This is a genomic window from Geodermatophilus maliterrae (genome assembly GCF_041018925.1).
GTDB classification, from domain to species: domain Bacteria; phylum Actinomycetota; class Actinomycetes; order Mycobacteriales; family Geodermatophilaceae; genus Geodermatophilus; species Geodermatophilus maliterrae.
In genome coordinates this window covers 17,536-29,843 of the sequence record NZ_JBFNXQ010000065.1, presented here as the reverse complement: position 1 = coordinate 29,843, position 12,308 = coordinate 17,536, and the positions used below count along the sequence as shown (strand labels likewise).

The window sequence follows — 12,308 nt, the reverse complement described above, 5'->3', positions numbered from 1 at the left end:
GCTAGGAGGGGCGGATACGCAGGAGCTCGTGCCGTTGAGTGCCGGGCTTCGTCAGGCGGGTCCACAGCCGGGAGGTGACGTACCCGGCCCGGAACCGCCACCCGTAGGCGCGGCGCAGCGCCGTGAGGGCCTGCGGCCACTCGGCTCGGTCGACGAAGCCGGCGGTCGCCTCGACCGCGGGGCCGTGCACCCGGCCGCGGATGTCGCATGGCGCCACCGTCACCCGGGCGGTGTGCCGGAGCCGCTTGACCTTGCCGGAGTCGGCACGGGTCCAGACGACGAGGGCGTCGCCGTCGGGTGCGGCCCAGACCGGCGTCGGGACCGGCTCCCCGGTGCGGCGGAAGGTGGTCAGGCTGACGTAGGTGCTGTGCGGCAGCTCGGCCATGCCGGTCCCGGTCAGGCGGCCGGCGCCAGGGTGAGGACCCGGCGCACCGCCGCCTCCACCGCGTCGACGACCTCGGCGACGGGGACGTCGCGGCCGAGCTCGGCCGACAGCGAGGTGACCCCCGCATCGACGATGCCGCACGGGACGATGGCGCCGAACGCCCCGAGGTCGGGGTCGCAGTTGAGCGCGAAGCCGTGCATGGTGACGCCGCGCGCCACCCGGACCCCGATCGCGGCGATCTTCCGCTCGGGACGGAACCGGCTCTGTGGCCCAGGGGCGTCGGCGGGGAGCCAGACGCCGCTGCGCCCGTCGACCCGCTGGGTCTGCACGCCGAGGCCGGCGCAGACCTCCATCAGCGCGTCCTCGAGCCGGCGGACGTGCGCGACGACGTCGACCGGGTCGGGCAGCGCGACGATCGGGTAGCCGACCAGCTGACCGGGACCGTGCCAGGTGATCTTGCCGCCGCGGTCGACGTCGACGACCGGGGTGCCGTCGACCGGGCGCTCGTGCGGCTCGGTGCGCCGGCCGGCGGTGTAGACCGACGGGTGCTCCAGCAGCAGCAGGGTGTCGGGGCCCTCCCCGGCCACCCGGGCGGCGTGGATCTCCCGCTGGCGCGCCCAGGCCTCCTCGTAGGGGACGGTGCCGGCCCGGACGACGCGCAGCTCAGTCACGGCTCCCAGCCTAGAGAAAGGACCCCGTCCTCCCCACCCCTCCCGGGCCGGGGCGGGACCCGGGACGGGGCCACCTAGCGCAGGCGGCGGGGCTCGAGCCGTCTCTCGACCGCGGCGCCGTCGGGCCCGCGCTCCACCCGGTAGGCGGCCCTGCCGGGCCGGTCGGCCACCGCCTCGACCAGGGCGGTGCCGCGGTACACCAGCCCGACCCCGTCGTCGGTGGCGTGCCCGGCAGGCAGCGTCCCGTCGGCGACCAGCCGGTGGTACAGCGGGCGGCGCTGCTCCTCGGAGTCGTAGTGCACGCCGTTCGAGGTCGGTATCAGCCCCAAGCCGTTGGTGACCGGCCGCAGGTCGGGGCCGTAGGAGTCGGTGGTGCCGCCGACGTGCCAGCACAGCGACCCGGCCGACACACCGCCGAGCACCACGCCGGCCCGCCAGCACTCGGCCAGCACCTCGCCGAGCCCGTGCACCTGCCAGACCGCCAGCAGGTTGGCCACGCTGCCGCCGCCGACCCAGATGACGTCCTGGGCCAGGAGGTGGGCCCGCGCGTCGGGCACGGTCGGCATGGGGAACAGGCTCAGGTGGCTGACCCGCACGGCGCCGCCGGCGAAGGCGCCGTAGACGCCGGCCACCCGGACCGGGTCGTCGCCGGTCGCGGTGCCCAGGTAGCACAGTCGCGGTCGCTCGGGGGCGCCGGCGAGGTCGACGGCCAGGTCGAACACCGGCCCCGGTGCCCAGTCGTAGGGGCCCCGGCCACGGGAATCGAAGCCGATGCTGGTGGCCAGGATGGTGGGCGCGGTGGCGGGCATCAGGCGGCTCCGGCGGTGGTCGGCCGCAGCGCGCGCAGGACCGCCGCAGCGGTGCGCCGGCCGCTGGCCATGGCGCCCTGGATGGACGGGGTGTCGCGGTGGTCGCCGCACACGAACAGGCCGCCGCCGAGGTCGACCGGGCGACGCAGGTGCAGCGGCGGCAGGGCGGCCGGCTGGGCGCCGGTGACCGTGACGGTGGTCAGGTGCCCGAGGTCGGTCGAGGCGACGTCGTGCAGCCGGGCAACCTCCTCCCGCACGTCGGCCTCCCGGGTCGGCGCCAGCGAGCTGCTGGCCACCAGGGCGCGGCCGTCGGGGGCGTAGGCGGGCTGGGCATCGGTGAGCACCACGCTGTTGACCAGCCGCCCGCCGGGAGTGCCCAGGACGATGAGCGGCTCGGACCAGGGGGAGGCCGGCAGCACGTGGTAGTGGGTGGTCACCTGCCGCGGGGCGCTCGTCCGTACGGCGGGCAGGAGCGCGGCCGCGGTGTCGGGGTCGGTGGCCACCACGACGGCGTCGGCGCGGACCTGCCCGGCGTCGCTGGTGACCGACGTCCCGGAGACCCCGGTGACGCGGACGCCGTGGTGCACCCGCTCCGCGCCGGTGCGGGCGGCCAGCTGCTCGCCGACGGCCTGGATCCCGCGGGCGGGCAGACCCGTGGCGCCGCGGGCGAAGCTGCGCCACAGCAGGTCGAGGTAGCGACTCGACGTCTCCAGCCGGTCCTCCAGCAGCACGCCGGCGAGGAACGGCCCGAAGAACCGCTCGAGCGCCGTCGTCCCGACCCCGGCCCGGGCCAGGTGCTCGGCCGCGGTCGTCTCCGGCGTGGACAGCAGCCGCGGCACCGGCCAGTACCCCGCCCGCGCGGAGAAGGCCGCGATGGCCACCTTGCGTGGCAGGGACCCGACCGGGGCGCGCAGCGTGTCCGTCAGGGCCGTGGGCCGGCGGCGGGGGTCGACCACCCGGTGCGCCCGGCCCTCCACCCGCACGACCGCGCCCGACACGAAGTACCCGAGGTCGAGGGCGTCGAGGTCGAGGTCGGCCGCGCGCGGGTAGCCGGTGTTGAACACCTGGAAGCCACGGTCGACCACGAACCCGTCGACCCGGTCGGTGGCCAGCCGGCCTCCCGCGTGCCCGGCGGCCTCCAGGACGTGGACGTCGCACCCGGCGGCGGCCAGCCGGGTGGCCACGGACAGGCCGGCCAGGCCCGCGCCCACGACGACGACCTCGGCACGGGCGGGCAGCGGCATGGCCTCGAACCTAGGCGGAGCGCGGGCTGCCCACCCGTCCGGGGCGGGTGTGTGGACGCCGCGGCAGCCTGTGGACAGCCGGAGCGGCCGGGCGGCCGATGGCCCTACCGTCCCGGTCGTGCCCGCCTCCCCGGACCCCGACGCCCCGGATCCCGACACCCCGGATCCCGACACCCCGGATCCCGACGCGTCCGCCGTCGACCGCCCGGGCGACCCGGTGCCGCCGGTCGTCCCCGGCTACCGGCTCGACCGGCTGCTCGGCCGCGGTGGCTCCGGGGAGGTGTGGCGGGCGCGACCGCGCGCCGGTGGGGCGGCCGTGGCGGTCAAGGTCCTCGTCGCCGGGGACGCCGAGCGGCAGGCCCGGGAGGCGGCGCTGCTCGGTGCGCTCGACCACCCGCACCTCGTCCGGCTGCACGAGGTCGTGCACCAGCCGCGCCGGGGTGGTCCCGCCCGGGTGGCCCTGGTCCTCGACCTGCTGGAGGGCGGGAGCCTCGCGGCGCTGCTGGCGCGGCGCGGCCGGCTGCGGCCCGGGGAGGTGGTCACGGCACTGGCGCCGGTGGCGGCCGCGCTGGCCTGCGCCCACGAGCAGGGCGTCGTCCACGGCGACCTCTCGCCGGGGAACGTCGTCTTCACCGCCGAGGGGCGGCCGGTGCTCACCGACCTCGGGGTGGCGCGGGTCCTGGGTGAGGACGCCGCCGGTGAGGTGACGCCCGCCTACGTCGACCCCGCTGTCGCGCGCGGAGCGGCGCCCGGTCCGGCGTCGGACGTGTTCGGCGTCGCCGCCGCGGCGTTCCACGCCCTCACCGGGGTGGCACCGTGGAACGCGGCCAGCCCCGCCGACACACTCGCCGTCGCCGCGGCGGGGGAGCTGCCCGACCTGGCCGAGCTGGCTCCCGGTGTCCCGCCCGCGCTGCTCGAGGTGGTCGCGCGCGGGCTGTCGCCGGACCCGCACGACCGCGGCTCGGCGGCGGCCCTCGCCCTGGACCTGCGGCACGCCTGCCGTCCCGAGCCGGTGCGGCTCCCCGTGGCCGGCGTGCCCGACGCCGACCTGGCCCGCACCGGCCGCGGGCCGCGCACCGAGCTCACCCACCAGGTGCCCGGGCGGCACCGGCGGCCGGATCCGCGGGAGGTCCGGCCGGCGCGGCGACGGACGCCCGCGGTCCGGCTGTCCGGGTCGCTCGTGCGGCGCGCGGTGGCGGCGGTCGGCCTGGTCGCCCTCGTCGTCGGCGCCATCTGGATCGGCCTGGTGTGGAGCCGGTCGGGTCCGGCGGCGACGACGGCGGGGGCCGGGGCGCCGCTGGGGTCGGCGACCTCGTCCCCGGCCGCCGCGCCGGGTGCGTCGTCGACCGGGACTGCACCGGCACCGGCACCGGCACCGGACGCGGCACCCTCGACGGCTGAGGTCCCCCCGGTGACCGCGTCCCCGGACCCCGGGACCCCGACGCCGGTCCGGTCACCGGTCCCACCGGTCCCACCGGCACCCGGTACCGAGTCCGACCCCGCCGCCGGCGCCGACTGGACGCCGGTCCTCACCGACCTGTACGACCGCCGCGCCGAGGCCCTCTCCACCGGCTCGGCGGCGGGGCTGGAGGAGGTGTACACCGCCGACAGCCCGCTCCTGGAGGCCGACCGCGCCTACCTGGCGGGGCTCGCGGCCGCGGGGGAGGTGCTCCGCGGCTTCCGTCCCGCGGTGGTCGAGGTCAGCCTCACCGCGGGTCCCACCGCCGACGGACGGGCCACGGTGCGGGTGGTCGACGGGTGGCCGGCCTACGAGGTCGTCGCCGCGGCGGACCCCGACGGTCCGGCCCGCCGTGCCGAGGCCGGCCGTGGGGAGGTCGCCGTCGCGCTGCAGCTGGTCCGCACGGCGGCGGGCTGGCGGATCGAGTCGGCCGGGCGGCTGACGTGAGCTCCGGCGCTCAGCGCCGGCGGAGCGCCGCGTGCAGCGCCGAGGGGAGGTCGGGGTGCGTGAACCGGTAGCCGGCGGCCTGCAGCCGGGCCGGGACGGCGCGTTGACCGCCGAGGACGCTGGACCGCCCGAACTCGCCCAGCGCGAGCCGGATGGCCACGGCGGGCACCGGGAACACCGCCGGGCGGTGCACGGCCCGGGCGAGGTCCCGGACGAACTCGGCGTTGCGCACCGGCTCGGGGCCGGTGAGGTTGACCGGACCGGAGACGTCGTCGGCGGTGAGCAGGAAGCGGATGGCGCCGATCTCGTCGGCCAGACTGACCCACGGCCAGAACTGCCGGCCGGTGCCCATCCGGCCTCCGAGACCGGTGCGGAACACCGTGCCCAGCACCTTCACCAGCATCGCGCCGCGGTCGATGACCAGCCCGGTGCGCAGGGTGGCCACGCGCACGCCGGCGTCGGCCGCGGGGCGGGTGGCCTCCTCCCACTGCGCGCAGAGGCGGGCGAGGAAGTCCTCGCCAGGGGGAGCCTGCTCGTCGGTGACCCGGTCTCCGGTGTCGCCGTAGTAGCCGACCGCCGAGGCCGACAGCAGCACGCGCGGCCGGGTGGGCTCCGCGGCGACCGCGGCCGCCAGCGCCTCGCTGACGGTCCCGGTGCTGTCCAGGCGGCTGGTCAGCAGAGCCTGCCGGTAGGCCTCGGTGAAGGGGCGCGGCTGGATGGGGGTGCCGGCGAGGTTGACCACGGCGTCGACGTCACGCAGCACCGCCGGGCCGATCTGCCGGTGGTGGGGGTCCCAGCGGTGCTCGTCGGCGGTCCTCGGGGTGCGGCGGACGAGCCGGAGCACCTCGTGGCCGTCGGCGCGCAGGGCCGGGACCAGCGCCGAGCCGATGAGGCCGGAGGCGCCGGTGACCGCGATCTTCATGACCCTCCTCGTTGCCCGCAGCATGCACGCCGGGGCCCGACCGGGAGGGATCAGGCGAGCCCGAGGTCGCCCTCGAACTGACCGGCCTCCAGCCGCTCCCTGACCGTGGTGAGGAAGCGGGCCGCGTCGGCGCCGTCCACGATCCGGTGGTCGTAGGAGAGGGCCAGGTAGACCATCGACCGGACGGCGATGACCTCGCCGAGATCGGGGTCCTGCACGACGACCGGGCGCTTGACCACCGAGCCGGTGCCGAGGATCGCCACCTGCGGCTGGTTGATGATCGGCGTGTCGAACAGGGCGCCCCGGCTGCCGGTATTGGTCAGCGTGAAGGTGCCGCCACCGAGCTCGTCCGGGGTGACCTTGTTGATGCGGGTCCGCTCGGCGAGGTCGGCGATCTTGCGGGCGAGGCCGGCGATGTTGAGGTCCCCGGCCCCGTGGATGACCGGGACCAACAGGCCTCGCTCGGTGTCGACGGCCACGCCGAGGTTCTCCGCGTCGTGGTAGGTGACCGTGCCGGCCTCCATGTCCACCGACGAGTTCACGGACGGATGGGCCTTGAGCGCCTCGACCGCCGCCTTGGCGAAGAACGGCAGGAACGAGAGCTTGACGCCCTCGCGGGCCTGGAAGTCCCGCTTGGCCCGGTCGCGGAGCTTGGCGATCCGGGTGATGTCGACCTCGACGACGGTGGTCAGCTGCGCGCTGACCGCCAGCGACTCGACCATGCGCTGGGCGATGACCTTGCGCAGGCGGGACATCTTCTCCGTGCGGCCGCGCAGCGACGTGTCCTGCTGCGCCGCCGGGGACGGCGTGGCCGGACGGCCGGCGGCAGCCGGAGCGGACGCCGGGGCGGCCGCGGCGGCCGGGGCCTCGGCAGGGGCAGCGGCCTGCTCGGCGGCGGCCAGCACGTCCTGCTTGCGGATCCGCCCTCCGACGCCGGTGCCGGTGACGGAGGTCAGGTCGACCCCGTGCTCGGCGGCCAGGCGGCGCACCAGCGGGGTGACGTAGGTGCCGGCACCGTCGGCCGGGGCGGGTGTCGGAGCAGCCGGGGCCGGGGTCGACGGAGCTGCGGCGGCCGGCGTGGGGGAGGGCTGCGTCGGCGGGGACTTCTGCTGCTCGGCGACGGTCTCGGCCGCACCGGAGCCGTAGTCGGCGCCGGCAGGGACCGAGGGAGGGGCGCCGGGCGGCGCCGACGGAGCCGGCGCCGCCTTCACGGGCGACGTCTCCTGCTGCGACGTCTCCTGCTGGGACGTCTCCTGCTGGGGCGTCTCCTGCTGGGGCGTCTCCTGCGCGGCGGGAGCCGCAGCGGCCGGGGCGGGGGCGCCACCGCCGGCGGCGCCGCTGCCGATCACGGCAAGCTCGGCGCCGACCTCGACCGTCTCGTCCTCGTTCACCGAGATCGACAGCAGCGTGCCCGACACCGGCGCCGGGATCTCCGTGTCGACCTTGTCGGTGGAGACCTCGAGCAGCGGCTCGTCGGCGGTGACCTCGTCGCCGACGGCCTTCAGCCAGCGGGTGACGGTGCCCTCGGTGACGCTCTCGCCGAGCGCCGGCATGGTGACCGGCGTCCCCTCGCCACCACCCTGACCGCCGCCCTGGCCGCCGTCGCCGGTCGGAGCTGCAGCGACCGGCTCCGGCTGCTGCTCGTCCGCCGACCCGGGGCCGGCGTCCTCGACCTGGTCGACCGGGGTCTGCGGCGTCGTCGTGTCATCGGCGGACGCCGGACCGTCGGCGGCACCGCCGCCAGTGGCACCCGCGCCAGCAGCACCGCCGTCGCCGTCGCCCTCGCCACCGATGACGGCGAGCTCGGCGCCGACCTCCACCGTCTCGTCCTCCGAGACGAGGATCCTGCTGAGCACACCGGCGGCCGGCGAGGGGATCTCGGTGTCGACCTTGTCGGTCGAGACCTCGAGGAGAGGCTCGTCGACCTCGACCTGCTCACCCTCCTGCTTGAGCCATCGGGTGACCGTGCCCTCGGTGACGCTCTCGCCCAGGGCGGGCATGGTGACGGAGGTCGGCATCGGGGGAGGGCTCCTTCGGGCGCGGGGCGGATGGGGGAGGTGCGTCGGTCAGCTGTGCGCGTGCAGCGGCTTGCCGGCGAGGGCCAGGTGGGCCTCGCCGAGGGCCTCGCTCTGCGTCGGGTGCGGGTGGATCAGGGCGGCGACCTCGTCGGGCAGGGCCTCCCAGTTGAAGATGAGCTGGGCCTCCGCGATGAGCTCGCCGACGCGGCTGCCGACCATGTGCACGCCGACGACCGGGCCGTCCTTCTGGCGGATCAGCTTGACCGCGCCCTGGGTCTTGAGGATCTGGCTGCGCCCGTTGCCGCCGAGGTCGTAGACCAGGGTCTCGACGTCGCCGTACTGCTCCCGGGCCTGGACCTCGGTGAGGCCCACGGAGGCGACCTCGGGCTCGGAGTAGGTGACCCGCGGGACGCCGGCGTAGTCGATGGGCACGACCGGCAGGCCGGCCAGCCGCTCGGCGACGAGGATGCCCTCGCCGAAGCCGACGTGGGCCAGCTGCAGGGTGGGGATGAGGTCGCCGACGGCGGAGATGGTCGGCACGTTGGTCCGGCAGTACTCGTCGACGAGCACGTAGCCGCGGTCCATCGCGACGCCGGCCTCCTCGTAGCCCAGGCCCTGGCTGACCGGGCCGCGGCCGACGGCGACGAGCACGATCTCGGCCTCGAACTCCTTGCCGTTCTCCATGCTGACCTTGACGCCGTTCTCGGTGTGCGAGACGCCCGACACCCGGCTGCCCAGCTCGAAGGCGATCTTGCGGCGGCGGAAGGCCCGCTCGAGCAGCTTGGAGCTGCTCTCGTCCTCCAGCGGCACGAGGTGCGGCAGCGCCTCGACGATGGTCACGTCGACGCCGAAGGACTTCCAGGCGCTGGCGAACTCGCAGCCGATGACCCCGCCGCCGAGGACGACCGCGGAGGTCGGGACGCGGTCCAGCTTGAGCGCCTGCTCGCTGTCGATGACGCGGGAGCCGTCGAGCTCGATGCCGGGGAGGCTGCGCGAGTAGGAGCCGGTGGCCAGCAGGACGTGGCGACCCTCGTAGGTCTGCCCGTTCACGGCGACGGCGGTGGGGGAGACCAGTCGGCCCTCTCCCTCCACGTAGGTGATCTTGCGGCTCTTGATCAGGCCCTGCAGGCCCTTGTAGAGCCGGCCGACGACGCCGTCCTTGTAGGCGTTGACACCGTCCATGTCGATGCCGGCCAGGCTGGTCTTGACGCCGAACTGCTCGCCCTCGCGTGCCTGGTCGGCGATCTCGCCGCTGTGCAGCAGCGCCTTGGTGGGGATGCAGCCGCGGTGCAGGCAGGTGCCGCCGACCTTGTCCTTCTCGATCAGGACGACGGACATGCCGAGCTCGGCAGCCCGCAGGGCGGCTGCGTAGCCACCCGAGCCACCACCGAGGATGACCAGGTCGGCGGGGGAGGTGGGTGCGCTCACGACGGGCTCCTCGATGCTCTCGGCCTGCCCCGCTCGTGTGGCGCGGGGGTGGTCCGCGACCATCCTGCCACTCCCCGGAACCGCAGGCCGAGGGCGCCGACCCGGGCAGGGCGCGCGCCCGCGCTCGGACGGTGCGGACGTCCCGGCCGGGGTGCGTCAGCGGGCGAGCAGGTCCTCGATCGTGGCCAGCAGGGTGCGCACCGGCACCCCGGTGCCGCCCTTGGGCGTGTAGCCCCACGGAGCGCCGGTGTTGTAGCTCGGGCCGGCGATGTCGACGTGTGCCCACGGCAGGCCGGCCGGCACGAACTCGGCCAGGAAGTGCGCCCCGACGAGCATGCCGCCCATCCGGTCGGCGTTGGCGTTGACGAAGTCGGCGACGGGGGAGTCGATGCCCCGGCGCAGTTCCTCGGGCATCGGCATGGCCCACATGGGCTCGCCGCTGCGCCGGCTGGCCGCCACGACGGCGTCGCGCAGGTCGTCGCTGCCCATGACCCCGGCGGTGCGCGAGCCCAGGGCGACCAGCTGGGCCCCGGTCAGGGTCGAGGTCTCGAGCAGCACGTCGGGGGAGTCCTCGGCCGCACGGGCGATGGCGTCGGCCAGGACCACGCGCCCCTCGGCGTCGGTGTTGGTGATCTCGGCCTTCTTGCCGTTGCGGAAGGTGACCACGTCGGCCGGGCGGTAGGCGGTGCCGCTCGGCAGGTTCTCCGCGATCGGGACGGTGGCGGTCACCTCGACCGGCAGGCCCAGCTTCGCCACGAGGCACACGGTCGCGATCACGGCCGCCGCGCCGGCCATGTCGCTGGTCATGTGGTGCATGTTCTGCGCCGGCTTGATCGACAGGCCGCCGCTGTCGAAGGTGATGCCCTTGCCCACCAGCGCGACCTTCTTCTGCGCCTTCTTCCCGCTGTAGGTCAGGCGCAGCAGCCGGGGTCCGCGCGAGGACCCGCTGCCGACCGCCAGGACGCCGCCGTAGCCGCCGGCGGCCAGGGCGTCCTCGTCGAGGACCTCCACCGACAGGCCCGCGGCCTTGCCGGCGGCGGCGCCGCGGCCGGCCAGCTCGGCGGGGTACAGGTCGTTGGGCGGGGTGTTGACCAGGTCGCGCACGAGCGTGACGGCCTCGACGACCGCCCGTACGCGGGTCAGCGGCGCCTTGGCGGCACCGGCGTCGGGGACGACGACGGTGAACTCGCGCGGCGGTGCGGGGCGGTCCGCGGGCAGGTCGGACTTGTAGGCGGTGAACTCGTAGGCGCCCAGCAGGGCGCCCTCGCCGACCGCGTGCAGTCGCTCGGCGTCGGGCGTGCCGCCGACGGCGGCGAGCAGCACGACCACCGAGCGGCGCCCCGACAGCGCGCGGCTGGCGGCACCGGCGGCGCGGCGGACCGCCTCGGTCGTGTACCCGCCGGTGGTCTCGGGTGCGCCGAGCCCGACGGCCGCGACGACCGGGAACGGCCCCTGCCCGAGGGTGGACACCCGGGTGACCTCGTCGTGGGCTCCGCGGGCGCCGAGGTCGGCCAGGGCGGGCAGGAGGCGGCCGCCGAGGAGCCGGTCGACGGCCTCCGCACCCGGCGTGGGCAGCAGGCCGGAGGCGCCCTTCCCGATGCCGACGACGACGGCGTCGGCGGGGGTCTTCTCGAGCGGGCGGTCGGTGGCGGTGATCGTCGGCGGCACCGCTCGATCCTAGAAGTCGAAGGACCCCGTCCTCCTCACCCCTCGCAGGCTCGGGGCGAGCCTCTGGACGGGGCCGGTGCGGGTCCCTGCACGGAGGCCGTTCCAGCAGGTCGCCGGATAGCGTGCGGGGGTGACCGCGCGGACCTCGCCCCTGCACGAGCGGCACGTCGTCGCCGGCGCCAAGCTGGCCGACTTCGGCGGCTGGTCGATGCCCATCGAGTACGCCGGGGGAGGGGTGCTGGCCGAGCACGCCGCGGTGCGCGAGGCCGTGGGCCTGTTCGACGTGTCCCACCTGGGGACCGGCACCGTCCGCGGCCCCGGCGCAGCGGCCCTCGTCGACGCCTGCCTGACCAACGACCTCGCGCGCATCCGGCCGGGCCAGGCGCAGTACACGCTGTGCTGCGTCCCCGACGGGGAGGCCGACGCCGGTGGTGTGGTCGACGACCTCGTCGTCTACCTGCACGGCCCCACCGACGTCCTGCTGGTGCCCAACGCCGCCAACGCGCAGGAGGTGCTCACCCGGCTGGCCGCCGCGGCCCCGGCGGGGGTCACGGTGACCGACCGCCACGAGGAGGTCGCCGTCCTGGCGCTGCAGGGGCCGCGCTCGGCCGCCGTCCTCGCCGCGGCCGGGCTGGCCGCCGACCTGGCCTACATGGCCTTCGCCGGCGGTGAGGGCGACGAGGTGACCGTCTGCCGGACCGGCTACACCGGCGAGCACGGCTACGAGCTCCTCGTGGCCGCCGACCGGGCGGGCGCGCTGTGGGACCGGCTGCTGGAGGCGGGGGCCGCCGAGGGGATCCGGCCGTGCGGCCTGGGTGCGCGCGACACCCTGCGGACCGAGATGGGCTACCCCCTGCACGGGCACGAGCTGTCGCGGTCGATCACGCCGAACCAGGCACGCAGCGGCTGGGCCGTCGGCTGGGGCAAGCCGGCGTTCTGGGGCCGCGAGGCGCTCCTGGCCGAGCGGGAGGCCGGTCCCGCGCGCCTGCTGTGGGGGCTGCGGGCCCCGGGCCGCGGCATCCCGCGCCCGGGGATGGCCGTGCTGGACGGCGACGGCGCACGGGTCGGCGAGGTCACCAGCGGCACGTTCTCGCCGACGCTGCGCACCGGCATCGCGCTCGCACTGCTGGACACCGCGACGGAGGTGGCCGACGGGTCTGCCCTCGCCGTCGACGTCCGCGGTCGGACGCAGCCGGTCGAGGTGGTGCGTCCGCCGTTCGTCCCCTCGCACGTCCGCTGAGGCCCCGTCCAGGGGCC

Annotated in this window: 10 protein-coding genes; 2 read left to right on the top strand and 8 right to left on the bottom strand. The window is 76.3% G+C overall.

From position 1 onward, the window contains the following. Nucleotide 1: 1 nt before the first annotated feature. The 4 genes from ABQ292_RS18175 to ABQ292_RS18160 form a co-directional block, all read right to left on the bottom strand. Complete coding sequence (locus ABQ292_RS18175) at nt 2–385, bottom strand: PPOX class F420-dependent oxidoreductase (RefSeq protein WP_369208975.1); 384 nt, start codon at nt 383–385, stop codon at nt 2–4. Nucleotides 386–396: 11 nt separating this feature from the next. Continuing rightward, a complete protein-coding gene (gene lipB / locus ABQ292_RS18170) occupies nt 397–1,056 on the bottom strand; it encodes a lipoyl(octanoyl) transferase LipB (protein WP_369208973.1) in 660 nt (219 codons plus the stop codon). A 74-nt stretch (nt 1,057–1,130) separates the two neighbouring features. Continuing rightward, entirely contained in the window at nt 1,131–1,865 is a 735-nt protein-coding gene (locus ABQ292_RS18165) for a Type 1 glutamine amidotransferase-like domain-containing protein (protein ID WP_369208971.1), read from the bottom strand. Next, nucleotides 1,865–3,109, bottom strand: a complete 1,245-nt coding sequence (locus ABQ292_RS18160) for an NAD(P)/FAD-dependent oxidoreductase (RefSeq protein ID WP_369208969.1) — start codon at nt 3,107–3,109, stop codon at nt 1,865–1,867. The genes ABQ292_RS18165 and ABQ292_RS18160 overlap by 1 nt, the downstream gene beginning before the upstream one ends. Before the next feature lie 118 nt (nt 3,110–3,227). Here ABQ292_RS18160 and ABQ292_RS18155 point away from each other — a divergent pair, with 118 nt between their 5' ends. Next, a complete protein-coding gene (locus ABQ292_RS18155; RefSeq protein ID WP_369208967.1) occupies nt 3,228–5,015 on the top strand; it encodes a serine/threonine-protein kinase in 1,788 nt (595 codons plus the stop codon). 10 nt (nt 5,016–5,025) lie between these two features. Here ABQ292_RS18155 and ABQ292_RS18150 read toward each other — a convergent pair whose 3' ends face one another. From ABQ292_RS18150 to ABQ292_RS18135, 4 genes are all read right to left on the bottom strand, one after another. Then, nucleotides 5,026–5,937: a TIGR01777 family oxidoreductase gene (locus tag ABQ292_RS18150; protein ID WP_369208965.1), complete on the bottom strand. Its 912-nt coding sequence runs from the start codon at nt 5,935–5,937 to the stop codon at nt 5,026–5,028. A gap of 50 nt (nt 5,938–5,987) precedes the next feature. Then, nucleotides 5,988–7,955, bottom strand: coding sequence for a 2-oxoglutarate dehydrogenase, E2 component, dihydrolipoamide succinyltransferase (gene sucB / locus ABQ292_RS18145; RefSeq protein ID WP_369208963.1), 1,968 nt, complete (start codon nt 7,953–7,955; stop codon nt 5,988–5,990). Nucleotides 7,956–8,003: 48 nt separating this feature from the next. Next, a complete protein-coding gene (gene lpdA / locus ABQ292_RS18140; RefSeq protein WP_369208961.1) occupies nt 8,004–9,383 on the bottom strand; it encodes a dihydrolipoyl dehydrogenase in 1,380 nt (459 codons plus the stop codon). Nucleotides 9,384–9,539: 156 nt separating this feature from the next. Continuing rightward, a complete protein-coding gene (locus tag ABQ292_RS18135) occupies nt 9,540–11,051 on the bottom strand; it encodes a leucyl aminopeptidase (RefSeq protein WP_369208959.1) in 1,512 nt (503 codons plus the stop codon). 130 nt (nt 11,052–11,181) lie between these two features. Between ABQ292_RS18135 and gcvT the strand changes: the two genes are divergently transcribed. Beyond that, nucleotides 11,182–12,291 carry a glycine cleavage system aminomethyltransferase GcvT gene (gene gcvT, locus ABQ292_RS18130; RefSeq protein WP_369208957.1) on the top strand — a complete coding sequence of 370 codons (1,110 nt, stop codon included), beginning with the start codon at nt 11,182–11,184 and terminating at the stop codon, nt 12,289–12,291. The last annotated feature ends 17 nt before the right edge of the window (nt 12,292–12,308 follow it).